The organism is Flagellimonas yonaguniensis, assembly GCF_029193885.1.
Classification (GTDB): domain Bacteria; phylum Bacteroidota; class Bacteroidia; order Flavobacteriales; family Flavobacteriaceae; genus Flagellimonas; species Flagellimonas yonaguniensis.
Genome location: NZ_JARFVB010000011.1, coordinates 98042 through 122676, shown reverse-complemented (window position 1 = coordinate 122676; position 24635 = coordinate 98042). Strand labels below are relative to the sequence as shown.

24 protein-coding genes are annotated in these 24635 nt (G+C 40.9%); 20 read left to right on the top strand and 4 right to left on the bottom strand.

Annotation, left to right across the window (positions count from 1 at the left end; translation table 11 throughout):
• Window positions 1–112: 112 nt before the first annotated feature.
• The 3 genes from PY092_RS15085 to PY092_RS19735 are packed head-to-tail and all read left to right on the top strand — an operon-like array spanning window position 113 to window position 2104.
• Window positions 113–880, top strand: a complete 768-nt coding sequence (locus tag PY092_RS15085) for a Mu transposase domain-containing protein (RefSeq protein ID WP_275616640.1) — start codon at window positions 113–115, stop codon at window positions 878–880.
• Window positions 881–903: 23 nt separating this feature from the next.
• Window positions 904–1641, top strand: a complete 738-nt coding sequence (istB, locus tag PY092_RS15080) for an IS21-like element helper ATPase IstB (protein WP_119608405.1) — start codon at window positions 904–906, stop codon at window positions 1639–1641.
• Window positions 1631–2104, top strand: a complete 474-nt coding sequence (locus PY092_RS19735) for a type II CBASS E2 protein (protein WP_470300427.1) — start codon at window positions 1631–1633, stop codon at window positions 2102–2104. The genes istB and PY092_RS19735 overlap by 11 nt, the downstream gene beginning before the upstream one ends.
• Before the next feature lie 41 nt (window positions 2105–2145).
• On the opposite strand, the gene PY092_RS15075 is transcribed toward PY092_RS19735, so the two are convergent.
• Both PY092_RS15075 and PY092_RS15070 read right to left on the bottom strand, forming a co-directional pair.
• Window positions 2146–2580, bottom strand: coding sequence for a hypothetical protein (locus PY092_RS15075; protein WP_275616639.1), 435 nt, complete (start codon window positions 2578–2580; stop codon window positions 2146–2148).
• A gap of 233 nt (window positions 2581–2813) precedes the next feature.
• Entirely contained in the window at window positions 2814–4034 is a 1221-nt protein-coding gene (locus PY092_RS15070; RefSeq protein ID WP_275616638.1) for a site-specific integrase, read from the bottom strand.
• Between the two features lie 450 nt (window positions 4035–4484).
• Here PY092_RS15070 and PY092_RS15065 point away from each other — a divergent pair, with 450 nt between their 5' ends.
• From PY092_RS15065 to PY092_RS15055, 3 genes are all read left to right on the top strand, one after another.
• Window positions 4485–4742 (top strand): hypothetical protein, encoded by a 258-nt coding sequence (locus tag PY092_RS15065; RefSeq protein ID WP_275616637.1) that lies wholly within the window; start codon window positions 4485–4487, stop codon window positions 4740–4742.
• Between the two features lie 329 nt (window positions 4743–5071).
• Window positions 5072–6028: an AraC family transcriptional regulator gene (locus PY092_RS15060; RefSeq protein ID WP_275616636.1), complete on the top strand. Its 957-nt coding sequence runs from the start codon at window positions 5072–5074 to the stop codon at window positions 6026–6028.
• A gap of 374 nt (window positions 6029–6402) precedes the next feature.
• On the top strand, window positions 6403–6957 hold the full coding sequence (locus PY092_RS15055) for a GNAT family N-acetyltransferase (protein WP_275616635.1): 555 nt from the start codon (window positions 6403–6405) through the stop codon (window positions 6955–6957).
• Between the two features lie 694 nt (window positions 6958–7651).
• Here PY092_RS15055 and PY092_RS15050 read toward each other — a convergent pair.
• Window positions 7652–8023, bottom strand: coding sequence for a Fur family transcriptional regulator (locus tag PY092_RS15050; protein ID WP_275616634.1), 372 nt, complete (start codon window positions 8021–8023; stop codon window positions 7652–7654).
• 78 nt (window positions 8024–8101) lie between these two features.
• Here PY092_RS15050 and PY092_RS15045 point away from each other — a divergent pair, with 78 nt between their 5' ends.
• The 5 genes from PY092_RS15045 to PY092_RS15025 all read left to right on the top strand — a co-directional run bounded on the left by PY092_RS15045 (window position 8102) and on the right by PY092_RS15025 (window position 12992).
• Window positions 8102–9010, top strand: coding sequence for an NAD(P)/FAD-dependent oxidoreductase (locus tag PY092_RS15045; protein WP_275616633.1), 909 nt, complete (start codon window positions 8102–8104; stop codon window positions 9008–9010).
• Window positions 9011–9019: 9 nt separating this feature from the next.
• Entirely contained in the window at window positions 9020–9406 is a 387-nt protein-coding gene (locus tag PY092_RS15040; protein WP_275616632.1) for a MerC domain-containing protein, read from the top strand.
• A gap of 59 nt (window positions 9407–9465) precedes the next feature.
• On the top strand, window positions 9466–9777 hold the full coding sequence (locus tag PY092_RS15035) for a hypothetical protein (protein ID WP_275616631.1): 312 nt from the start codon (window positions 9466–9468) through the stop codon (window positions 9775–9777).
• Window positions 9778–10012: 235 nt separating this feature from the next.
• Window positions 10013–12385, top strand: a complete 2373-nt coding sequence (locus tag PY092_RS15030) for a TonB-dependent receptor (RefSeq protein WP_275616630.1) — start codon at window positions 10013–10015, stop codon at window positions 12383–12385.
• Window positions 12386–12485: 100 nt separating this feature from the next.
• Window positions 12486–12992 carry a thioredoxin family protein gene (locus tag PY092_RS15025; RefSeq protein WP_275616629.1) on the top strand — a complete coding sequence of 169 codons (507 nt, stop codon included), beginning with the start codon at window positions 12486–12488 and terminating at the stop codon, window positions 12990–12992.
• 50 nt (window positions 12993–13042) lie between these two features.
• Here PY092_RS15025 and PY092_RS15020 read toward each other — a convergent pair whose 3' ends face one another.
• Window positions 13043–13396 carry a hypothetical protein gene (locus PY092_RS15020; RefSeq protein ID WP_275616628.1) on the bottom strand — a complete coding sequence of 118 codons (354 nt, stop codon included), beginning with the start codon at window positions 13394–13396 and terminating at the stop codon, window positions 13043–13045.
• A gap of 334 nt (window positions 13397–13730) precedes the next feature.
• Between PY092_RS15020 and PY092_RS15015 the strand changes: the two genes are divergently transcribed.
• Genes PY092_RS15015 through PY092_RS14975 form a run of 9 tightly spaced genes read left to right on the top strand, consistent with a single transcriptional unit; the run spans window position 13731 to window position 24555 of the window.
• On the top strand, window positions 13731–14447 hold the full coding sequence (locus tag PY092_RS15015) for an ABC transporter ATP-binding protein (RefSeq protein ID WP_275616627.1): 717 nt from the start codon (window positions 13731–13733) through the stop codon (window positions 14445–14447).
• On the top strand, window positions 14444–15850 hold the full coding sequence (locus tag PY092_RS15010) for an ABC transporter permease (RefSeq protein WP_275616626.1): 1407 nt from the start codon (window positions 14444–14446) through the stop codon (window positions 15848–15850). Before PY092_RS15015 ends, PY092_RS15010 begins: the two co-directional genes overlap by 4 nt.
• 3 nt (window positions 15851–15853) lie before the next feature.
• Complete coding sequence (locus PY092_RS15005) at window positions 15854–17281, top strand: DUF3526 domain-containing protein (protein WP_275616625.1); 1428 nt, start codon at window positions 15854–15856, stop codon at window positions 17279–17281.
• 4 nt (window positions 17282–17285) lie between these two features.
• Window positions 17286–18491, top strand: coding sequence for a GTP-binding protein (locus PY092_RS15000; protein ID WP_275616624.1), 1206 nt, complete (start codon window positions 17286–17288; stop codon window positions 18489–18491).
• Between the two features lie 6 nt (window positions 18492–18497).
• Window positions 18498–19127, top strand: a complete 630-nt coding sequence (locus PY092_RS14995; RefSeq protein WP_275616623.1) for an ATP-binding cassette domain-containing protein — start codon at window positions 18498–18500, stop codon at window positions 19125–19127.
• Entirely contained in the window at window positions 19124–20434 is a 1311-nt protein-coding gene (locus PY092_RS14990; RefSeq protein ID WP_275616622.1) for an ABC transporter permease, read from the top strand. Before PY092_RS14995 ends, PY092_RS14990 begins: the two co-directional genes overlap by 4 nt.
• The gene (locus PY092_RS14985) at window positions 20424–20861 is read left to right on the top strand and encodes a hypothetical protein (protein WP_275616621.1); all 438 of its coding nucleotides are present in this window, start codon (window positions 20424–20426) and stop codon (window positions 20859–20861) included. The genes PY092_RS14990 and PY092_RS14985 overlap by 11 nt, the downstream gene beginning before the upstream one ends.
• A 20-nt stretch (window positions 20862–20881) precedes the next feature.
• A complete protein-coding gene (locus PY092_RS14980; protein WP_275616620.1) occupies window positions 20882–22294 on the top strand; it encodes an alkaline phosphatase in 1413 nt (470 codons plus the stop codon).
• A 29-nt stretch (window positions 22295–22323) separates the two neighbouring features.
• Window positions 22324–24555: a DUF5916 domain-containing protein gene (locus PY092_RS14975; RefSeq protein WP_275616619.1), complete on the top strand. Its 2232-nt coding sequence runs from the start codon at window positions 22324–22326 to the stop codon at window positions 24553–24555.
• The last annotated feature ends 80 nt before the right edge of the window (window positions 24556–24635 follow it).

Sequence of the window (24635 nt, the reverse complement as noted above, 5' to 3'; positions counted from 1 at the left end):
ATATCGGGAGAAGCAGGGTTTTCAACAAAAACGGGGAGTTATCAGTCTCCCCCGGACCCCCTCTTTTCAACACCATTATCACATTTATTTTTAAAGAAAACCTGTCCTAAGGATGGGGGGAATTATAATCTACACAAGGGTGTTCGCGCCCTTACGGAACGAGACCTTCCACAGTGTGGCCGATATCAACACCGCGATCCGGGAACTGTTGGAAAAGCACAACGACATGTCCTTCAGGGGAAGGGAATACTCCCGACGTTCACTGTTCCTCGAGGTGGAAAGCCGGGAACTGATGCCCCTGCCCGAAAAACGCTATGAGATAAAACGGTACGCCCAGGCAACCGTGCACAAGAACAGCCATATCTACCTTGGCAGGGACAAGCACTATTACAGCGTACACTACAGGCATATCGGCAAACAGGTAAAGCTTGTCTATACCGACAGTATCGTCGAGGTCTACCACAAGCATGAAAGGCTGGCCGTGCACCGAAGAAACAGGAAGCGTTACGGCTATACCACTTTGGCCGGGCACATGCCCTCCCACCACCGCTTCGTCAGCGAATGGAGCAGCGAAAGGTTCATTGCCTGGGCTGGAAACATAGGGGAAAGCTGCCAAGGCTACATCATGGCCATATTGGACAAGAAGCAGCATCCCGAACAATCCTATAAATCCTGTCTTGGCGTACTGCACCTTGCCAAAAAATATGGCAGGGACCGTCTTGACAATGCCTGCAGGAGGGCAACCGAGTACGGTGCATACAATTACAACATGGTCGAGCGGATCCTAAAAAAGGGATGGGACAAGCTTGATGAGGACACCGATGAAAATCTGGAAATGCCCGAGCACCAGAACATACGGGGCGGAAAATATTATGAATAAGGACAAATACTTAAATACCACATATGAACGAAAGGACAATACAACAGATGAAGGAGCTCAGGCTCCATGGCATGCACAGGGCATTTGAAACGACCTTGGGGCCCAACGGAACGGACACCGACTATACCAATGACGAGATCATTGCCTACCTCGTACAATGCGAGTGGGACGACCGCCATAACCGCAGGATAGAACGCCTGACCAGATCGGCGCGCTTTAGGTATGCTGCCGTTATGGAGGCGGTGGATTACAGGCCTTCCAGACAATTGGACAAAAACCAGGTACAGCGCCTTGGCAACTGCGATTTTATCAAAAAGAGGGAGAATGTCCTCATTACCGGGAGCACCGGGGTCGGCAAAAGCTATCTGGCCTCCGCCATCGGCCACCAAGCCTGTTCCATGGGGAAAAAGGTCATGTACTTCAACACGGCCAAGCTCTTTACCATGTTGAAGACCTCAAAAGCGGACGGTTCCTATCCTAAACAGATAGGCAAGCTTGAAAAACAGGACCTACTGATACTTGATGACTTCGGGCTCAAGCCACTGGACAATATCAACAGGCATGCGCTCATGGAGATCATCGAGGATCGTCACGGACAGAGATCGACCATAATTGCATCACAATTGCCCGTATCAAAATGGCACGACATCATCGGGGAGAGAACTCTGGCCGACGCCATACTCGACCGTTTGGTGCACACGGCACACAGAATCGACATAAAAGGTGAATCGATGAGGAGAAAATTGAAAAATAAGAACTAAGTTTAACCCACGGACAGGTCAAATCCAAGCAGTTGATTTACACTGCTCACTTTCATCCGGCGCGGGTGGCTCAGTTTACCCGGCTCATCCACAGTATGTTGCATTAAAAAGATTTTACCCACAATTTGATGTTAGGTTGGGTAAATCTCAAGTCCTGTGCACTGGTAAGTTAAAGCCAACGGCTAGAAGTATAGATTATACATTTAAATTGCGGCATAAGATTGGAATGCGTCCAAGGGTAAATATTATAGACCCAATTTTGACAAGGAATTTTAAAGATGAAAAAATACCGCATGTTTACCCTATGAACGAACTCTGTTTATATTATCCAAAATACCAAGAGTTTAATGATACAAAGTTATTATCTGATTACATAATCCCATGGACAAGTTTATGGTTGTATCATTATGAGAACTGGCATATTACTGGAGATTGGGAAGGGGGAGGAAAACACCCAAATTGAAATGCATAAACAAGCAAATTTGAAAAGGTGATCATCTCACCTTAATTAACCAGTATATACCCAAAACCTGGTCCATCACATGGAAGGTAGCCCCCATTAAATATTTCATTATTATTTAAAATAGAAATATGCTCTTTGAGCGAGCTTCCACAGTTTTGAATCAAATAACTGTCTTCTTCATACTCAAATTCATAATACTTCGAGTCTTCTGATTGGATCAAGAGGTAACTGCCTTGGACAATACTGGTACTGTCCGGGTACACCCTTCTTTTGACAAAGCGATTATCAGATGAAAATTCAATGAATTCATTAAAATCCAAATCCTTCTTTTTGATGATTTCCCCCGACATTCCCGCATTGATATACTGGAGTTCAAAAACGTTGTTACCTTGAAGGTCAATTTCTTCATCAGTGCTATTACAAGATTGATTCATCATTATAAAAGCCAATGAAAGCAATATGGCAAGCTTTTTCATGGTAAAAAGGAATTGATTTATCTATTAGATACATTGAACCTTAATTCGTTGCTTATCAAAAAAATGCCTAAATTAGAGGTGTGAAACTCCCATAAGTTTTGCCTCTGGATGTACCGATTTGAACACGGTTCAGGGTTCGGTTAACCGGTCTTAGTTAACGGTGTAAAATATTAAAAATCAGCTATTTATGTTTAACGGGATGGGCCTGCCACGACGATTATCCGGTTGTTGGCTCAAATAGCTTCAATTAACTTCTCGTTGTAGTCATCCAGTAGAGTAGTTGGCAATGATTTGAGATAGATTTGAGTTGTGTTCAGCTTACTATGCCCAAGCATGGCTGAAATAGCCTCCAAAGGAATGTTATGAAGCATGGCTTGTGTAGCAAAGCTATGTCGGCTAACGTAGGTTGTAAGTTTCTGCTCAATCCCACATAGTTCTTGAATTTTTTTTAAACCTCGATTATAACGCTGCCTTTCCCAATTGATTTCTCGTTCCTGCTTTGCTGGATCATCTCGTTTTATTACAGGAAATATATAATCCTCTGCTTTCTTTCCTTTCAAATAAATATTCAAGATTTCTGTAAGTTGTTCGGTTATTTTTATGTCATATAATTTTCCCGTTTTCTTTCTACGAAATTTAATACGGCCGTATACAATATTATTCACTTGGAGATAGGCCATATCCGTAAAATTCATTCCATAGAGAAAAAATGAGCAAATAAAATAGTTTCTATATCTAAAAAGTGCTTGTTCTTCTGGAATCTCTAATTCTAGAATCTTCCTAATATCCCCGATTTCCAAAGCCCTTTTTTCCGTGGGTATTTGTCTTATTGTATAATTAGTAAATGGATACGCCTCTTTTTCAATTAATCCTGCTTTGATACCTTTATTAAAAAGTGCTCTCAGGCCCCGCAAATAAGTAGATAAACCGTTCCAACTATTTCCTTTGGCCAAATGGTATTTTTCAAAGCGTTTGATGAAAGAGTAATTCACTTCATTGAACTTAACATCCTTGCCCTTGTTGAATGTCTTAAGGACCGATAAAATACCTTTATAATGTCTGGCCGTTCCATATCTGTGTGCTGCTTTTAAATCCTCAACTACAGAATTACCAAATTCAAAAAAAGATTCATAGGTACTGTTTCTTGTAATCCTTTTTTTCACTTCAACAATTGACAAATAGTTCAATTTACCCTGATCAGAGAGTTTGTTGAGAATGTCATTTGCACGAGCTTCCTCTTTTAATAAAAGTGTATTCAATCTAGCAATGGACTCTGTTCGTGTATAGTTTCTTTTAATGGAACATTTTTGATGATCCCAAAATATTTCGGATATTGAAAACCCAGTTGCGATGGATGTTGTTTTACGCAAATGGGTAAGGTGAAAAATGATGGGGTAGGAGCCATCTTTTTTTGCTCTTCTGGTATCCAATAAAAGGGTTAAATACGTTCTCATATACTTCAAGTTAGCAAAAAAATTTGCAAACAATTTGCAAACAAATGCTTGATTTCATTTGATGCCAATTGGGGTCAAAATAAATGTAACATATTGAAATACAATAAAATATACTGATTTTTGTTTTTGGAAGATTTGGCCTTAAAGCGGCTTCTAAGCAGACGGTCGAAGGTTCGAATCCTTCCGCGATCACTAGTAAAATCAAGGTTTTAAAGATTAAGTTCTTTAAGGCCTTTTTTATTTGTACTCAATTTTTGGTTCAATATGACCTTTATTACAGGCACAAAGGCGAAAGCGATCTTAACCTGAGATTTATGCGGGAGATGGACGAATATTATTTCCATCATCCCTTCAAAGGGGCAAGGCGGATGCACATTTGGCTGATCAGTGACAAAGGCTATAAGGTGAGCAAGAACCGCATTGAACGGCTCTATTACAAGATGATGGGTCTTGGGACCGTCCTTTCTGGAAAGCAAACCTCCCCAAGGCAAAGCCCACAAAACGTATCCGCACCTGCTGCGCAACCTGACCATTGAAAGGTCCAACCAAGTATGGGCCACCATCCCCATGCAACAAGGGTATCTCTATCTAGTGGCCATCATCGACCTGCACAGCTGTTATGTACTGAACTGGAGCTTGTCCAATTCCATGGATGTCCAGTGGTGCAGGGAAATATTGGAAGGGCCGTCGGTAAGCACGGGATACTAAAGATCTTCAATACGGATCAGGGAAGCCAATTCACTGTGGAGGAGTTTACCAACTACGTCCTGGCCAGTAGATACGTAAAATATGAGAAGATTTACCTGAACCCTCCAAGGGACGGTATGGGTCTTTATCTATATATTGGCGGAGTACTTTGATTAGAACGACCATGAAAGAAGACAGCCCATTGGCTATGAAAGACCCATCGATCTATTTGAGAGAGCTGCTTGATAATTATATTAGTTTTGCAGAAAACCTATCCCAAAGATCGGGGTATTTACAAGTATTGTTTTTTATTTTAAATGAAATACATCTCAATAAATCTATATCGAAAAATGATAAATCATGCTTTATATGAAGGCATGACCCAAGATGACTTTGTCGATTTGCCAACACCCATTGGTTCAATCGACAATATTCAGGTTGTTCCAGCAAATCATTTTTTTGAACTTCACGAAAAACTGGATAAAGAATTGGGCCCCGGATTTTCGGTGAGAGTCGGTCAACAAATGGAAATAGAGGATTATGGAGTTTTAGGATTGTCCTGGAAGACTTGTTCGTGGGCAGGCGAGATTTTTGAACGAAGTGAACGGTATTTTATGTTGTTATCGAATACCTATTTGTTTAAAGTTGAAAAAGATTTGGAAACATCCCGTATTTTATTAAATCGTGAGGCTTATCGTCGGGGTGTTGAATTATCCAATGAGGCTACATTATCTGCTACAGTTGTTGTGCTTCGGACGGTGACAGAATCCGATATTTCCCCTGTTGAAGTTTCATTTAAACATGCTTCTCCGGAAAAACTCGACGATTACACCAAGGCTTTCAAGTGCCCCCTTTTATTTAACCAACCACAAAACTACATTGCGTATAAAAAGGAAGATCTGGAAATGAGGACAGCAAAAGCTGATGAAAGCATCAATCGATTTTTGGTCGAAAGGGTTGCAGAAGAAACAAAGGGCATTGAGTTAAGTGCAAACAAAATAGTCAATGATGTTGAGAATCTGATAAAAGATGCCTTGCCAAGCGGAATTCCCGGGGTTGAGCAAATTGGACAAACTTTAGGAATGAGTAGACGTACACTTACTCGAAGATTAGCTGAAAATGACCTTACTTTTAGAGACTTGATTAAAAAGACACAAGAAGAAGTTTCTAAAGAACTTCTCAAAAACTCAGCAAGAAGTATTGCTGAAATTGCTTTCGAAACTGGTTTCTCAGAACAAAGTGCTTTTAGTCGCGCCTTCAAAAACTGGACGAATCAATCTCCAATAGAATTTCGTAAAATCCAATAAAGAATAGCGCTGGCGCAAATTGTCAAAAGATTGGCTTTTAGGGTCAAGCATTGATCTCCTTCCCAACTTATTTTTGTCATATGAATAATTCCGTAGATGAAATTTAGAACCAAAGGAGAGAAAACTTGATCTGTCCAATAGCCCACAATCGGCTACGTCACATACAGGAGAGATCAGAGTGGTCAATCATCAATCAAAAAACAGTAATTAAAATAGTACATTGCAATGTGTATTGCCCATTACGGCTGAATTCCTCATCGGAATTCATTATAAAATCCGATTTTTCGGCTATGGTGGAAAAAAGGCCGCCCATTTTCCCGTAAGGAGCCATCCATACACAAAACCGTTATAAACATTTAAATTGAACCTAATAAATGTTAGACTTTCAAAAAATAATGCGTTCTGAAAAAGTAGTTTTGAGACCCATGAAAATTGATGACTTTGAGGAAATGAAATATTTGACAACTGACTCAAAAATGTGGTATTACTTTACAGCAGACCTGTCAGACGAACCAACCTTAAAGAAATGGATTGAAATAGCTATAGCTGACCTCGAAAACCATAAAGCACTGCCCTTAACAATTATAGACCCGATTAATGGGAATATTATTGGAACGACAAGAATTGGCAATATCTCAGAAGTAAATAAACGGGTAGAGATCGGATGGACTTGGATTTCGAAAAAATACCAAGGAACTGGAATTAATGGACATGTTAAAAAGCTACTATTTAAATATCTATTCAGTGAAACGGATATTTTAAGAGTCGAATTTAAAACTGACGTTTTGAATATCCCTGCAAAAAAAGCAATGGAAAAGGTCGGACTCATAAAGGAAGGTGTTCTAAGAAGTCATACTTTAATGACCAATAATAGAAGGCGAGACACTTTGTATTACAGTATCTTGAAAGATGAATGGAATAATAAATAACTATTTACAACAAAGAACTGAGTTAAAAAGCAATTTGTCCACCACTACCCATATAAGAAACCGTGGTTGACAATCAGAATTAAAAACCAACGAACCAGAAATTACCGAAGTACTGGAAAAAGGATATGTACACTAAAGCAAATTGTTTGGCGGAAAACCAAAAGATACACTGCATGCTGAATACAATGACTTTGTACTCCAATTAAAAAGAGTTCAGGTTTAGGTGGTGTAGCTGACCTCTAAATTAATAATCCTCAATTGGTCTGATAACTCCTTGCTGAATTTCGCAAATTGGCAAACGATACTTCTCCATGAACTGTTCCGTCTATGGAGCTAGGTGTCAAAGCAGAGGAGAACATCGGTTCAATGAAAGGTTATGGAATTTTACACATACAAAACCGTGACCAAACTTCGGCTGATTTCAAATGAAGATATGTTATCAGCCATCACACAGATAGGCAGTTATCTTAGAACGGAAAATTCAAACGGTTTAACCACTCGAGAAGCAGGGAAAAACAATAAGAATAAGTTTGAAAAATTTTTTTTGCTTGCTTGTAAAATTTTAATGCATAATTTGAAGTAAGTTGTCCCATTTTATAGTTGTCACGATCATCAGTATTGGTTCAGGTATAGGTGTTTGGGGCGCATGCAGCGCAAATCAAGGTGTCACTCGCCAGTTGAATAATATTATAATTTAAACACAATTCTGACAAGTTCCGGTTACCACGCAGTTTGCCTTTTCCATTACAAATCCCGGAGGTAAGTTAAGTTGTACTTCTTGATCCAAACAAGATATGGTCTTACACTTGGTGCAACTAAAATGGAAGTGAAACCCTGATGGGGCAATTTCGGAATTATTGCATAAGGCAAAATAATGTTTACCGTCATTTGCAACGATAGTATGGACCATGCCATCCTCACAAAATTGGTTTAATATTCTGTAAATGGTGGCTCTGTTGATGTCCATTTCCAATTGACCTTCAATGGCATCATGGCTCATTGCCTGTCCAGACTGTATCAAAACATCCAATACAGCTTGTTTTGATGGGGTGTTCCTTCTTTTCATAAAAATATTAATGCGACATTGTTGCAATAATATAAATTATTCATAAGTTTGGCAAATATTTCAATGTAATTGCCCAATATGAAAAAGAAAAAGACATACGATGTTATCATAATAGGAGGGAGCTATGCCGGCCTTTCTGCGGCTTTGGCCTTAGGGAGGTCCTTAAGGAGGACATTGGTCATCGATGGCGGTAAGCCGTGCAATAAACAAACCCCTCATTCCCATAATTTCTTGACACAGGACGGAAAGCCCCCCAATGAAATTGCCGCTTTAGCCAAAAAACAGGTAGCACGTTATGGGAGTGTTGAGTTTATTGACGGTTTCGCCTCAAAAATAACCGCCTCCGATTATGGTTTTTCCGTTAATGTTGGTAGTGGAGATGAATTTGAGGGACATAAAATAATTTTGGCCACCGGCGTCAAAGATTTGATGCCTGAAATCCCTGGGTTTAAGGAATGTTGGGGGATTTCCGTGATACATTGCCCTTATTGTCACGGATATGAATACCGTAGTGAAAAAGTGGGTCTGATGGCTCCTCCTGAAAAGGCATTTCATTTGGCTTCCCTATTGCTCAATCTAGGCAACGACATTACTATTTTGCAAGAAGAGCCTTCAAGTTTTACCAAAGAGGAGTTGAAGTCGCTACATAAGTACAACGTTAAAATCCTGAACCATAAAGTAGTCTCGATCGAGCATAAGGATGGATACCTTGAACAGGTACAGCTTGATAATGGAGAACTACTTTCTTTCACAGCTATTTATGCAGGAATACCTTTTGAGCAAGATTCAAATATTTCCATTGACTTAGGCTGCGAGTTGACGGAACAGGGGTATATTCAAACAGATCATTTTCAAAAGACCTCCGTGCAAGGTGTCTTTGCCTGTGGTGACAACTGTATCCCCATGCGATCTGTGGCACAAGCGGTGGCATCTGGTAACATAGCGGGTGCCATGGCCAATATGGAACTTTCCCAAGAATTATTTTAAACAAAAAACATGAAGATAAAAACACCGACATTTGACATAATCGCCCTTACAAGTTCACTTATCTGTGCCATACATTGTGCGGCAGTTCCCATTGTACTTTCATTTTCATCCTTATCAAGTCTTCATTTTTTGCACAACCCACTTATCGAATGGTCGTTTATTGGACTTGGTGTTGTATTTGTATTTGTTTCCCTATGGCCAAGCTACAGAAAAGCACATCATAGATCAAGACCTTTGCTCATTGCTGCCATTGGGTTTGGTTTAATTGCCTTGGGCAGATTGGATTTGAATGAAGCATGGGAAATCATAAATACAGTTGGGGGAGCACTAATGGTTTCGGTTGCCCATTTTGTGAACTGGAAACTGTTGAGGTCTTCCTGCAAGCACAAACATTGAATTAATAAGTTATAAATATTGACTGGCCATGTGATTTTTTACGATAACTTTACGGTACGATGAAACGAAGTTCCCTCAAAGTCAGTATCTCCATCCTGTTCCTTGCCTTATTTTTAATGGCAAGAGTAGGGAGTGGCATCCATCATTTGGCCCATCATGGGGAAAAAGGCCATATATCTCATTGTGACGTTTGCGAGTTGGTCATGGCCAATCATTATTTTCCAATAGCCCCGCTGGAGTTTTATGAATACACCTATAAAAATCTAGAAATCCCCAATCACAGGGACAGATTTGAAGGGTATACATCTGTTCATCACAACAAAATTTTGATAAACCGCCTTTTTTCAAGGCCTCCTCCTTTCCGTATATAATCCCACTCTATTTTTCCAGAAGCAATGAAAGCGTCTTATGGGTTTCTTTCGTCACTTTTTTGGCGTAAAAGAAATTCACTTAAGGGCTATCATAAACTTAAAATCCAGTTGGGACTTTCATTTCCAATAGTTCAACATAATATAGTAATTACCTGCTAGCATGTTAAAAAGGATTCTGGGACATGTAGCAAAACTTATTATCACGTGCGATAATAAACTTTAATCCAACAAAAAAATGAACCAAATAAAACATTGCCTTTTATTATTAATCATATTTCCATTTATCACATTCACTGAACTTTATGCTCAAGATGATACAGCTGTGGTATCTGGTACGGTCAGCTCCAACGGAAATGCCGTTGCCTTTGCGGCTGTTTATGTAAAAAACGGAACCATTGGGGTGAACACGGACATCGATGGACATTATCAACTTCAAGTACCCATTGGGACCCAAACGTTGGAAGTAACCTCACAAGGGTACAGGAAGATATCAAACACCATTACAATCCATAAAAATGAAAGTGTTACGTTGAACTTTGAATTGGTTGAAGACGCTCTTGGCCTTAATGAAGTAGTAATAAGTGCGACCCGTAATCGAGTGGAACGTAGGGACGCGCCCGTCGTGGTTTCTTCTTTAAAACCACGATTATTGAATGCCACACAATCTGTTTCTGTTGCAGATGGACTCAATTTTTCACCAGGGGTTCGAGTTGAGACCAATTGTCAGAATTGCGGTTTTACCCAAGTTCGTTTGAATGGACTTGAGGGTGCCTATACCCAAATATTGCTCAACAGTAGACCTGTATTTTCATCCTTACTAGGTGTGTATGGTTTGGAACAAATTCCAACAAATATTATCGAACGTATCGAAGTTGTACGAAGTGGGGGTTCCGCATTATATGGATCTAATGCCATTGCCGGTACCGTGAACATTATTACGAAGGATCCAATTCTAAACACATGGGAAATTGGAAGCACATTGGCCTCGGTAGATGGAAAATCAGCCGACCGAATCCTTACCTTCAACACTTCCATAGTAGCCGATGACCTGAAGAGCGGGGTCACCCTTTTTGGAAATTACCGAAACAGACAATCCTATGATGCCAATGGTGATGGATTTACCGAAATGGTTGAATTGCACAATAATACCGTTGGGGCCAAAGCATTTTTAAGGCCCAATGACCTCAGCCGTATTTCGGTTAACCTGAATGCCATAAGAGAAACGCGTAGAGGTGGGGACAAATTAGATCTTGCGCCGCATTTTACCGACATTACCGAGCAATTGGATCACGATACTTTTCTAGGAGGAGCCGATTACGAATTGTACAACAAGGACAGAAGTGCCCAATACCAAGTGTACACCTCTGCCTCCAACACCGATCGAGACAGCTATTATGGTGGACTTGGTGGAGAAAGAACCTACCAGGACAGTATCTCGGCCAACAATGCCTATGGGAATACCAAAGATTTGGCATGGGTAAACGGGTTTCACTACACCAAGAACTTTAAAAAGGATGTCCTTACCACAGGGGTGGAATATAACCACTCCAACACTGAAGATGAAATTAAAGGGTATGACCGATTGATCGATCAACAAGTGAATTCCCTTGGTGTTTATGCCCAATATGAATGGAAGCCCAGCGATACGTTTACGGCCTTGATAGGTGCTAGGTTGGACAATGTTTCCGTAGACGGTGAATATGCCATCGGAGGAATCAATAGAGATGTTGACCTTACTCAAACCGCTTTTTCCCCAAGATTGACCCTATCCTACCAATTTACGGAGGAGTTGAAATTTAGAGGTGGTTATGCCCGTGGATTCAGGGCTCCTCAAGCTTTTAACGAGGACCTGCATATTTCCAGCGTAGGTGGTGAGCCTATGTTCGTGATTCTTTCCGAAGACTTGGAAACGGAATATTCCAATGCTTACACAGGATCGTTCAATTATGCTGTCACCAAAGGATTGTTGCAGATGGATATCCTTTTGGAAGGGTTTTATACCGATATTGAAGATCCCTTTACCACCGTAAGTACAGGGTCCACTTTGGAAAATGGTTCCATTTTGGAAGAAGTACGAAACGGTTCCGGGGCACAGGTGTATGGATCTAATTTTGAATTTGGTATTTCCCCCGACCCAAAATGGCAAATGCAGTTGGGGGGCACCCTGCAAAAATCCAAATACAAGGAGCCCCAGACCCTTTTCGAATCTGATGGAACTCCGGGTGAGGACGACATCATTATTGAAGAGTTTGTTCGTAACCCTAACCTCTATGGCTACTTGAACGTTACTTGGTTGCCAAGTGAAAAATTCAATATGGATATTACCAGTACGTATACCGGTGGCATGACGGTTCCCCATGTGATCAGCGATTCAGGATTTATGGATTTGGTGGAAACGGATGCATTTTATGATCTGAACCTAAAATTGGAGACCCACTTTGACGTGAACGATAGTTTCGCGATTACACTGTCAGGTGGGGCCAAGAACATTTTCAACAGTTACCAAGATGATTTTGATATGGGTGCCGGAAGGGATTCCGACTATATTTATGGGCCAAGTGCACCAAGAACATTCTTTATAGGATTAAAGTTTGGAAAATTGCACTGAATTAAACGTATGGAATTTAATTATAAGACCACATTCCTTAGAGAATTTAAATTCTGGTAATTCAAAAAACAAAAAGGGAAGGTCTTTTCTAAATCATGTTATGTTAGTAAAAAAAATTCTTTTATCCATCTGTTCCATTTTCATGGGGACAGCAACTTTTTTTGCACAAAGCGAAGAAATTCGTTGGATCAAATTTGAGCAATTGGAAGACTCTCTTTTTGTTAAACCCAAAAAAGTATTCATTTTTTTCAATGCCGAATGGTGTGGTTATTGCAAAAAGATGGAACAAGCGGCATTTAAGGACCCCAAGATTGTTTCCTTGCTCAATTCAAACTACCATACTGTTAAAATGGATGTTGAAACAGCGGATACCATAGTTTTTGATGGGCAACGTTATATAAATAATGAGCTTGGCAAAAAAAGAGCACCTATCCATCAAATACCCAAATTGTTGGCCTCTAGGGAGACTTTGCCATTTTCAATACCGGCAATTATACTATTGGATGCCGAATTTATCGTCCAAAGCCGATATTTCGAATATATGTCACCCAAGCAATTGTATTCTATACTGGCAAAACGTAAAACAGGTTATTCGCGAGCAAAATAATCAGCAATAGAGAATATTACATCAAAGGTTTTAACTCTTTTTTAAGACATCTAAAATTTTGGCCAACCACGTTTTTTAATAAGTTTATGACTAAATGAGATTGAGCTACATTCAAAATAGCATTTCGTTCCTGTTTCTCGCTCTTTTCCTTCTGGTGAAAATGGCTGGACTCCATGTACTTGCTCATGACGGTGACCTAGACCACTACGCCCATTGTATAGTTTGTGACCATATTGTAAAAAACCAACATGCCCCAGAAACACCTCCTGTGGATTCTGAATTCTTGGTTTTGATTGTTGAACCAAAACCACAAGAGCGAATTTCCAAGGAATATGAATCTCTTTCTGATAGTATACAGGACCCATATCAGTTATTCTCCAGGCCTCCTCCACTTTCTTAGCCACTTACCTTATTTATTTGTTTTTTGATTTAAAAGAGAACCTATACATCTGACTCGGTGTATTGTATATCGGCTGTCTGACAAAATCAAATTTGTAAAGAAAATGAGGATATTGTTTTTCTTGGGAACACATTAAGGTTTGGAGGTCAAGCACATACTCCACGACTTATATCTTTTCCAAGGTAAAACAACAAATCCTTAGCTACTTATTTCCATCAAAAGCGTATAGGCCTTACGTGATCAAAAATCAACACTTAGTTCATTCTTGAATATTAGCCTAGATAAATGGATGCTATCCAAAATCAAGATTGATTACTTAAAACTTTAAAATGACCACTATGATAATTACAAACAACCTAACCAAACAATTCGGTGACTTTACGGCAGTGGACAATCTTTCCCTTTCGGTAAAGGAAGGTGAAATATTATGTCTGCTCGGAGCTAATGGTGCCGGAAAATCCACTACCATCAACATGCTTTTGGGTTTTTTAAAGCCAACCTCTGGAGCGGCCACCATAAACGGTCTGGATGTGGTGAAAAACGAATTAAAGACCAAAGAGTTCATTACCTATATCCCCGAAAACTTGATGCTGTACCCGACCTTAACTGCAATTGAAAACTTGGATTATTTTTCAGGGATAGCAGGCAAAAAACTATCCACAGAAACATTGATTGGGTTTTTAAGGGAAGCAGGTTTACAGGAAGATGCTTTCCAAAAACGGATTTCAACCTTTTCCAAAGGAATGCGACAAAAAGTGGGTATTGCCCTTGCCCTCGCTAAGGACACAAAAGTCCTATTGTTGGACGAACCCACTTCTGGCCTAGATCCAAAAGCAAGCAACGAATTTGGTGAATTGCTTCAAAAATTGAAAAACAAAGGGGTGGCCGTCTTGATGGCCACCCACGATTTGTTCCGTGCCAAAGAAGTGGCCACTCATATTGGAATTATGAAAAACGGTAAGCTGCGACAACAGTTTGTTGCCGAAGATATTTCGCTTCCTCAATTGGAGAAGGCTTATCTGGATACCATGAACCATTTAGAAGTCATGTCATGATTTTAAAAACCTTTTTCAAAGAATCAAAAGAGCTTTTGCGAGATGGCAGGGTTCGAGCTGCTTTTGCCATTGTTATCATACTTTTGGGCATTGCCGTTTGGATCAGTGCCCGGCAATATCAAAATACAAATGAGCAATATCTTGTGGCCGAAGCTGCCGAAAGGGAAGTTTGGGATAATCAAGGTGAAAAAAATCCACATTCCGCATCCCATTACGGAACCTATGCATTCAAGCCCAAATACCCACTCTCCTTGATGGATCAAGGAGTTGATAAGTATATGGGGGCATCCATATTTTTGGAGTCCCACAAACGAAACGAAGCACAGTTCAGCGCAGCAGCGGATCAAACTGGGTTGGCCAGATTTGGCGACCTTACCCCAGATTTCATTTTACTTTTCATTATTCCCTTGCTTATTATCCTTTTGGGGTACAACAGTTTTACCAAAGAGCGGGAAATGGGTACGCTGACCTTATTGAAAAGTCAAGGTGTTCGACCTTGGAAATGGGCCGTTGGCAAATGGTTGTCGCTGTTCTTTCCTATTTTTATGGTAACGGCCATTTTATTTTTGATAGCAGGAATCCTTTTATCCAATTTACAGGATTTTGGAGTGTTCAAATGGGGATCTTTACTTGCCATGTTCATCGTTTATGTAGGCTACTACATCATTTTCATCAATATCATACTGTTTATTTCGGCCAAGGTGGAAAAGTCGGGAATTGCCTTGGTACTTTCCCTGTCCGTTTGGATTTTGGCCTGTTTGGCCGCTCCAAAGGCTGCCAGTAACCTAGCCGAAACAAAACATCCATTTCCTACCCGCCAAGAGTTTGCTGCCAATATTTCAAAGGACAAGCAAGAAGGTTTGAATGGACATAACCCATGGAGCAAGGAATCCAAACTGTTGGAACAAAAAGTATTGGCAGAACATGGGGTGGACAGTATACACCAACTCCCTTTCAATTTTGATGGGTACAGAATGCAAAAAGGCGAGGAACATGAAGCGGAAATTTATTTTAAGCACTACAACTATTTAAAGGAGCAGTATGCACAACAATCGGATGTTTATAAAGGTTTGGCGGTCATATCGCCCTATCTGCCCACCCGGTTTTTGAGTATGGCGATTGCGCAGACCGATTATGGCACCCATTGGGATTTTTCCGATGCGGCAGAAGAGTATAGAATAGCCACACAAAAATTTCTGAACGATGACTTTGCCCAAAACTCTACTTATGGGGATTGGTCATACCAAGCCGACTCCGATTTCTGGAAAAAACTGCCCCAATTTGAATATGAGCCACCACAATTAGGTAGCATCATACGCTCGAATGCTTCCAGTATATGGATTTTGGGAGTATGGATTGTTCTTTCTTTCAGCATATTTCTCTTAACCACCAAAACCATTTAAGCCATGTTTCGATATAACTTTATTTATGAATTGAAACTCTTGTTGCGAAGTCGTTGGATCCAACTATTGAGCATATTATTATTATTACTTTTTGGTTTTTCCACCATAAATGGTAAAAGTAAGGTAGTAAAAAGAGAGGTGGATATATCAGTGGCCAAGCAAGAAGTTGAAGAAACGGACAAAGCCATGTTAAAACTCTTGGATTCCGTGGAACAGGGACTTGAAGTTAGTGTCCCTTCTTGGACCATTCCCTCCAGTCCCATGGCAGTGGGGAATTACCACCCAAGGGTAGCGGCTATGGACCCGCAGCCCATGGCGTTTATTTCTACGGGACAGGCCGATCTTTTCACCCACTACATCAAACCAACGGTTTCCGGGGATGATTTTGCCCTAAACTTTACGGAAATGACCAGTCCCGTCCAGCTACTGTTCGGTTCTTTTGATCTGGCTTTTGTAATTGTTTATCTCTTGCCTTTGCTCATCATCGCATTTACCTATAATGTATTGTCATCAGAAAAGGAGCAAGGTTCGCTGCGCTTGTTGGCTTCCCAACCTATTTCCCTCCGTAAATGGGTCTTTCAAAAATTGATGCTGCGCTTCTTTTGGCTTTCCTTGTTGGTAACACTTTCCTTGGTCGTTGTTATTTTAGTGGCAGGTGTACAACCATTGCAATGGAGTGGCATTTTGATTTTGTTGGGATTGGCCCTTTGCTATATGCTATTTTGGTTTGCATTGGCATTCTTGGTCAATATTTTTGTGGATAGTTCTGCGAAAAATGCGGTTTCCCTGATTATGCTTTGGGTTGTTTTTGTCCTCTTGATGCCATCCGTGCTCAACCAAGTGGGAAATACTTTGTATCCAATACCATCACGAACGCTTATGATCAACGAAATGCGTGAGCATAAGGCAGAGGCTACCAAAAGACAAGATGAAATTTTGGATAACTTTCTTCGGGACCATCCAGAATATGCCATTAATGATTCTACCCAATCCAGAAACTTCTACCATAGGTACATGGCCTCACAAAAAGTAGTGAAGGAGGAATTGAAACCTATTGTTGATGCCTATGAAACCCAATTGCAAAAACAACAATCCTGGGCACAGAAACTCCAATGGATATCACCGACCATTGTGGTACAGGAATCGTTGAGCCAATTAGCTGGAACCTCAACAGCGGATTATGGGAATTATCGAAAACAGGTCATGGCTTTTGCAGGGCAATGGAGGGCGTATTTAACGACATTTCTGTACAACAACACTCCATTTAGCCAAAAAGATTATTTGTCTTTACCACAATTCAATTACCAAGCAGCTAAAAGCAACTCGGTTTTTACGTCCATGCTTGTACTGCTTTTGATTGCAATACTCTTGATAGGATTTGGATTTGCGGTTCAAGGTAAAACCCAACAAAAAGGAATTTTAAGCAATTAGATAAATGAAAAAACTACCAGTAACAGTACTCAGTGGTTTTCTCGGGGCGGGAAAAACCACCTTGCTCAACCACATATTGCACAATAAAGAAGGTTTAAAGGTAGCCGTGATCGTCAACGATATGAGTGAGGTAAATATTGATGCCCAATTGGTCGAAAATGAAAACACGCTCTCTCGAACGGACGAAAAATTGGTGGAAATGAGCAATGGCTGTATCTGCTGTACCCTTCGAGAAGATTTGATGATTGAAGTGGAGCGGCTGGCCGCCCAGAACAGGTTCGATTATTTGCTGATCGAGAGCACTGGAATCAGCGAGCCAATTCCCGTGGCTCAAACCTTTACATTTGAAAGTGCCGATGGCAATATAGACTTAAGCCGATTCAGTTACATCGACACCATGGTCACTGTGGTGGATGCGTTCAATTTCTTGAAGGATTTTTCAAGTTCGGACTACTTGGCCACTCGTGAACTCACTGATATTGAAGGAGACGATAGAACCATTGTCAACTTATTAACAGATCAGGTGGAATTCGCCAACGTCATTATACTGAACAAAGTTGATTTAATAACCGAGGAAGAACTCAAGGAACTGTATGCCATTCTTCAAAAACTGAATCCAGAGGCCCGTATTCTCCCAGCCAAAGAGAGCAATGTTCCTCTAAGCGAAGTAATACATACGGGTATGTTCGATTATGAAAAGGCAGAAGCCTCTGCTGGGTGGATCAAAGAGCTTGAAAATGAGCATGTTCCCGAAACAGAAGAATATGGTATTGGTTCAATGACCTTTAGGAGCAAGAGACCTTTCCATGCTGAACGGTTTCTAGATTTTGTCAATAAGCAATTCCCGCAAAATATAATCCGTAGCAAAGGACTTTTTTGGTTGGCCTCTAGACCTGACCAAGCCTTGGTATGGAGTTCGGCCGGGGGGTCCTGCAAAGTGGATGCAGCTGGTGTTTGGTGGGCATCAATGCCATTTGGCGACCGTATCGGGAACCCGACTTTTGTTCAAAACCAAAAGCAGATAGAGTCAAATTGGGATACCGCTTTCGGGGATAGAAAGAATGAACTGGTTTTTATTGGCCAGTATTTACAAAAGGATAAACTGGAACAGGAACTGAAGGATTGCCTTCTGACGGATATGGAAGTGGAATTTTGGAAAAACGGCCTTTTGGAACAAGAAGATCAATGGCCCGTTCCTGTCTATAAGTAGTATAATATGATAAGGACAAAGCGCCTCACATTTAAATATAATAACGAAGACACCGTCTTCAAGTTTCCGGATATTTCCCTGAACAAAGGCCAAAACCTTTTGGTTCTTGGAAAATCAGGCATAGGAAAAACAACTTTGCTGCATCTGTTAGGGGGATTGTTACGACCAATGGATGGTAGTATCGAAATTGACCAGGTTCCTGTCCATTCACTGTCAAATAAAGAGCTGGATAGATTTAGAGGGCGGAATATTGGACTTGTGTTCCAGAGCAACCATGCCATACAATCGCTCAATGTCATAGAAAACTTGAAGGCCAGGTTGTTCTTCGGTAAAAAAACCATTTCCCAAACTGTTATCATAGACTTGCTGGAACAGCTTGATATCTTGGAATGCAAAAACAAGAAGGTCAGGGAATTAAGCGAAGGGCAATTACAACGGCTAGGTATCGCCATGGCCATGGTGCACCGGCCAGGGATTATTTTGGCCGATGAGCCCACTTCAAGTCTGGACGACGACAACTGCAATAAGGTAATACAACTTTTGATTGAACAGGCAGAGATAAACAAGGCCAATTTGATTGTTATAACACATGATCAGCGGATAAAACCTTTGTTCACAAACAAACTGGAGCTATGAACATTTGGAAAATCAGCATACGAAATTTTAGGTTCAAGCCCCTTTACACCTTTTTGGGCATCCTTACGCTTTCAGTAAGTATAGCGCTTCTTGTCGGAATCCAGCAAATGGACAAATCTTTCAGGAACCAGTTGGACAATAATTTAGGAGAAATCGATATGGTCGTAGGGGCAAAGGGAAGCCCCTTGCAATTGGTACTTGCATCTGTGCTCCATATAGACAATCCTACGGGGAATATTCCTTTTGAAGAAGCCAAAGGTTTGATGAACAATCCAATGATTGATAAAGCCGTGCCCATCTCATACGGTGATAATTATAAAGGATATAGAATTGTAGGTACCACCCATGATTTCCCAGTGTTTTACAATGCGGTCATAAAAGAGGGTAGATCGATGGAAAACCCCATGGAAGTGGTTCTTGGAGCTACAGTGGCCGAAAAATTCGGATTTCAGATAGGGGATACGTTCCAAAGCTCCCATGGACTGGCAGAAACGGGTGGTCACGAACATGCAGCACCTTTGACCGTTGTGGGCGTCTATGAACCAACGCATAAGGTAATGGACCGTTTGATCATTACAGGACTGGAAACGATTTGGGAAGTACATCATCATGAAGAGGGGCCTATTGATAATGAACATGAAGTTAATGATGATCATGAGGAGGATGACCACCACGAAGCCAAAGAGGAACATCACCATGATGAAGAGAACGGAGTTCACGAAAATAATGAAAAGGAACACCATGACGATCAAGGGCCCGGGCAAGAAATCACATCATTGCTGGTTTCGTTCAGGAACCCCATGGCCCTTTTGAACATTCCCAGGACCATTAACGAAAACACAAATATGCAGGCGGCATTGCCCAAATTTGAATTGGAACGATTGTACCAGTTCACGGGTGTTGGGGTAAAAACGATTACTTGGATAGCCTATGCGATTCTGGTCATTTCCTGCATTACCATATTTATAAGCCTTTATAGAATGGTACGTGATCGGGCTTTTGATCTTGCTCTGATGCGCAGCTATGGAGCCAACAGGTTCCAATTGGTCAAAATGATGGTGTACGAAGGCTTTATGATTGCAGGGACGGCTTTCATCATAGGGGTGTTGCTTTCACAAATTGGGGTCTACTTCATTTTTGAAATGATAACGGACCAGTACAAGCAAACAATGTCGCTCCAACTTGAATACAAAGAACTGTTTCAAACGGCAGGTCTTGTAGTCCTTATGGTTCTATTGTCAATTGCGCTTGCGATTTATCCTATCACTAAAATGAACATATCAAAAATACTGAGTCATGAAAAATAACATATTGATAGCTTTTTTCTTTTTATCCTCTGTGGCCTGTTTCTCACAAACAGAAATAAATTGGTGGGATTTGTCCAGAATCGATTATACAGAGAAGTTTTTCCCGGCCTATGGGGAAAATTTTTTGTATCCGGAATTCAGTGATTACTTGAAATCCCTTGAAGGCGAAAAAGTGGCCATTATGGGATATTTTTTAAACATTGACCCTAGTGGCAAAATATTCATCCTGTCCAAAAACCCTATGGCCTCTTGCTTTTTTTGCGGAATGGGAGGTCCGGAGACTGCCATGGAACTTCAATTTAAATCGAAACCTGATTTTACCACGGATGATATTTTGTACGTCACGGGCACGCTAAAACTCAATGCTGATGATGTACAGCATTTTAATTACATCTTAACCGATTGTGTAGCTCAAAAAATGGATTGAGAATCAATAACAAAAATAAAATGAACAGAAGAAAATTTTTTAGAAATGGGGCCTTATCGGCTTTAGGGGCTTCCCTTTTTACTCCTTTTGAATCTATAAGGGCATCAGATTTTGAGAGTGTTTGGAAACGTAAAAAGGCCAAGAACATCATTATGCTCGTTAGCGATGGAATGAGCACGGGCACCCTGAATATGGCCGACCTCTATCTTTCCAGAAAAAAGGGAAAAGGTAGTAACTGGCTAAACCTGTACCGAGAAGATAAAGTCTCCCGTGCCCTTATGGATATGGCATCGGCCAGTTCCATCGTTACCGATTCCGCAGCGGCGAGCTCATCTTGGGGAGGAGGGACCAGAATCAAGAATGGTGGGCTCAACATTGGTCTCAATGGTGAACCACACCTTCCCATTTGGCAAAAGTTCAAAGCTGCGGGCAAAAAAGCAGGTTGTGTTACCACGGTCCCTATTACCCATGCCACACCCGCAGGATTTTGTGTCAATCAAAAATCCAGAAATGATCAGGAATCCATCGCAGAAAAATACTTGGAGCACGGTTTTGATGTGTTGATGGGAGGTGGCAACGAATACTTTTCAGCAGATAAACGAAAGGACCGAAAGGATATGTACGCAGCCTTTGAGGGTAAAGGCTATTATGTGGCCCGAACCAGAAGAGAAATGTCAACCGCTCCGAAAGGAAAATCCATCTTGGGAGTTTTTAACGATAACGGTCTCCCATATGCCAAAGACAGGGAAAACAATGGTGAGTTAAAGGAAAATACACCCAGCCTAGCCGAAATGACCAGCAAGGCCATTGAAATTTTGAAAGACAGTTCCCAAGGATTTGTACTTCAGGTAGAAGGTGGTAAAGTGGATTGGGCAGCCCATGCAAACGATATTGCGGGATTGATCTATGATCAAGTCGCTTTCGATGAAGCTGTACAAGCTGCGATGGATTTTGCGGAAAAGGATGGGGAAACCCTGGTGATCATCACAACCGACCATGGAAATGCCAATCCTGGGGTGATTTATGGAAAATATGCGAACGATGAATTTGACTCCATCCAAAATTATAAGCATACCAACGAATGGATTTTGAACGGCATCGGTAAGGAAACATCGATAAATAGTGTAAAAGAACGGGTCGAATATGCCAATGGATTTGCATTGACGGATGAGGAAGCCACTACACTTTTGGGCTACTACGGCTCCCTCGATGCTGAAGATGGCCTTTATAATCCGAAGCATTTGCCCTTCAGTGTCTTGGCAGAGATTCAAAAACAGCACAATTCGGTCGGTTGGATCAGTATGCAACATTCCGCGGACTACGTGGAACTTGCCATGTATGGTCCCGGAAGCCAATTATTGAAACCTTTTGTGAAGAATACAGATCTGCATTATCTCATGCTTGAAGCTGCCGAAGTGGAAAATGCTTTTTGAAACTAACCGACTAATATCAACCACCAATTTTGAAACCATCAAAACCATTGCTCAAAGTCCATTTCCTTTGGATTTTTGCTTTGATCATACCTGGGCCCATGTTTGCACAGGAGGAAAAATCCAATTTTCCCCCTCCTGAAAACCCAATTGCCATATCCGCAACAAAGGTCAAGGGAAAAATATCCATTGATGGCAGGTTAAGTGAGCCTGATTGGGAAAAAGCGGAAATCGTTTCAGATTTTTTTCGGGTAGAGCCCGTTCAAGGCGGGAATATTAAAAACTCGACATCGGTTAGGATTCTCTATGATGACCGAAACCTTTATTTTGGTGTTTTTTGTATGGATTCACTTGGAAAGAAAGGTATTCGGATGCAAGATCTTCGTCGAGATTTTGACAATGGAGAAAATGATGTTTTCGGTATTCAGATTGATGCACAGAACACGAGGCAATACGCAATTTCGTTTCAAACTACTCCCTACGGAAATCAATTAGATCAGCAGAGTTTTAACGACTCCAATACAGATTCCGATTGGAATGCCTTATGGAGCGTACGAACACAACGGACCGATGAGGGGTATTACGCAGAATTTGCCATTCCGTTCAAGTCGATTCGTTTCGATAAACCTATTCAAGGAATGCCCAGTGAATGGGGCATTACATTTTATCGAATGGCCCGAAAAGATTTTGAAAAAACGGTGTTTCCGGCCATTCCCCAATCATTTTCCGAAAATAGAATGACATATGCGGCCAAATTGACCAATCTTGATGTTCCACCTCCTTCTGCAAATATTAGGGTAGAACCCTACACGCTTTATCAGTACGAAGAACTAAAATCTGGAGAACAGATTACGGAGAAATCCAGTGAACCAAAAGTTGGTGGCGATGTCAAGTGGGCCATAAACCCAAATACTGTTCTAGATCTCACGATCAATACTGATTTTGCCCAAGCTGATGTGGATAGGGCTGTAAATAACTTGGAGCGATTCAACATTTTTTTTCCGGAAAGGCGACAGTTCTTTTTGGAAAACTCGGGAATTTGGGCTGGTGCGAGCAATGTTCGGGTACGCCCATTTTTTAGCAGAACCATTGGTCTTTCCAATAATTTTAATGCAGCACCGGCACCTCTGGATGTGGGAGCACGCTATACCGATAGAGATGAGAACCGAACCCTTGCCGCTTTAGCTGTTCGTCAAAGGGGAACCGATAATGGTCCGGGCAGTACATTTGGAGTGGCCCGCTATACTAAAAACTATGGCAAAGAAAACAATATAGGGGCTATGGTAACCCATCGATTGGATGATTCTTTTGGGGATTTGGGGTTGCAAAGCCAAAACAACACCACAATTTCTATTGATGGGTTGATTCGTCCAAAACCGAATATTACGTTGACCTACTTGTTATCCTCATCGCTGGATAGTGAAACTGGCAATACTGGTTTTGCGGGAAGAATATCTGCAACATCTCAGACTAATGCCTACTACATAGGCTATGTTTCTGATATAGTGAGTTCGGATTATATCCCAGGGATGGGATTTATTTTTCAGAAAGATGTCGTGACACACAGTCCAGGAGGTTATGCCATTGTCAGGCCAGAGAAGTCGACCTTTGTCCGACGTTGGGATCCAGGAATCTTTTTTGACTATAACCATGATTTTGAGGATTTTGGGAGGTTTCAACAGGCGAGTCTATATATTTTTCCCATTTATACATGGTTCAAGGACAATAGTTTTTTGGAAATATCATTTACACCTACATGGCAGAACATCAATTTTGATTTTGCCCCATTGGGGTTAGAGTTAGGGAGAGGAGATTATAGATATACCCGTTATTTGATGCGTTATAATACGGATCAATCCAAAAAAATTTCTGGATTGGTAAGTTATGATCTAGGGAAATTTTATAATGGATCTAGAAATACCCTTACGCTCGGAATGCGCTATGCACCATCTCCACATATTGCTCTTTCTGCCAATTATGAACGCAACAACATCAATAATCTCGGTATCTTGGAAGAAGATTTGGATACCGATCTATGTTCCGTCAATTTGAGATTGGCCCTCAACCCGAGAGTGCAATTGTCCACATTCTATCAATACAATAGTTTTGATCGACAGGGGCGTTGGAATGTTCGTTTTAGTTGGGAATACCTGCCCTTATCCTTTATCTATCTTGTTTTTAATGATACCCAAGTGGATATTTTTGATCCTGTCCAACGTTCTACACAGTTTATAAGCAAAATCACTTTTTTAAAGCAGTTTTAAGTAATGCTTGAAAAGTTATTATATGGCAGAACTGCATTTGTCATGTTCAGCCTGAGAAAATTATGGAAAGAAAAGGCCGG

Excerpts from the sequence above, each read along its gene's own strand:
- PY092_RS15085 (WP_275616640.1), top strand. The coding sequence starts at position 113 with ATGGGGGGAATTATAATCTACACAAGGGTGTTCGCGCCCTTACGGAAC.
- istB (WP_119608405.1), top strand. The coding sequence starts at position 904 with ATGAACGAAAGGACAATACAACAGATGAAGGAGCTCAGGCTCCATGGC.
- PY092_RS15075 (WP_275616639.1), bottom strand. The coding sequence starts at position 2,580 with ATGAAAAAGCTTGCCATATTGCTTTCATTGGCTTTTATAATGATGAAT.
- PY092_RS15070 (WP_275616638.1), bottom strand. The coding sequence starts at position 4,034 with ATGAGAACGTATTTAACCCTTTTATTGGATACCAGAAGAGCAAAAAAA.
- PY092_RS15060 (WP_275616636.1), top strand. The coding sequence starts at position 5,072 with ATGATAAATCATGCTTTATATGAAGGCATGACCCAAGATGACTTTGTC.
- PY092_RS15055 (WP_275616635.1), top strand. The coding sequence starts at position 6,403 with ATGTTAGACTTTCAAAAAATAATGCGTTCTGAAAAAGTAGTTTTGAGA.
- PY092_RS15050 (WP_275616634.1), bottom strand. The coding sequence starts at position 8,023 with ATGAAAAGAAGGAACACCCCATCAAAACAAGCTGTATTGGATGTTTTG.
- PY092_RS15045 (WP_275616633.1), top strand. The coding sequence starts at position 8,102 with ATGAAAAAGAAAAAGACATACGATGTTATCATAATAGGAGGGAGCTAT.
- PY092_RS15040 (WP_275616632.1), top strand. The coding sequence starts at position 9,020 with ATGAAGATAAAAACACCGACATTTGACATAATCGCCCTTACAAGTTCA.
- PY092_RS15035 (WP_275616631.1), top strand. The coding sequence starts at position 9,466 with ATGAAACGAAGTTCCCTCAAAGTCAGTATCTCCATCCTGTTCCTTGCC.
- PY092_RS15030 (WP_275616630.1), top strand. The coding sequence starts at position 10,013 with ATGAACCAAATAAAACATTGCCTTTTATTATTAATCATATTTCCATTT.
- PY092_RS15025 (WP_275616629.1), top strand. The coding sequence starts at position 12,486 with ATGTTAGTAAAAAAAATTCTTTTATCCATCTGTTCCATTTTCATGGGG.
- PY092_RS15015 (WP_275616627.1), top strand. The coding sequence starts at position 13,731 with ATGATAATTACAAACAACCTAACCAAACAATTCGGTGACTTTACGGCA.
- PY092_RS15010 (WP_275616626.1), top strand. The coding sequence starts at position 14,444 with ATGATTTTAAAAACCTTTTTCAAAGAATCAAAAGAGCTTTTGCGAGAT.
- PY092_RS15005 (WP_275616625.1), top strand. The coding sequence starts at position 15,854 with ATGTTTCGATATAACTTTATTTATGAATTGAAACTCTTGTTGCGAAGT.
- PY092_RS15000 (WP_275616624.1), top strand. The coding sequence starts at position 17,286 with ATGAAAAAACTACCAGTAACAGTACTCAGTGGTTTTCTCGGGGCGGGA.
- PY092_RS14995 (WP_275616623.1), top strand. The coding sequence starts at position 18,498 with ATGATAAGGACAAAGCGCCTCACATTTAAATATAATAACGAAGACACC.
- PY092_RS14990 (WP_275616622.1), top strand. The coding sequence starts at position 19,124 with ATGAACATTTGGAAAATCAGCATACGAAATTTTAGGTTCAAGCCCCTT.
- PY092_RS14985 (WP_275616621.1), top strand. The coding sequence starts at position 20,424 with ATGAAAAATAACATATTGATAGCTTTTTTCTTTTTATCCTCTGTGGCC.
- PY092_RS14980 (WP_275616620.1), top strand. The coding sequence starts at position 20,882 with ATGAACAGAAGAAAATTTTTTAGAAATGGGGCCTTATCGGCTTTAGGG.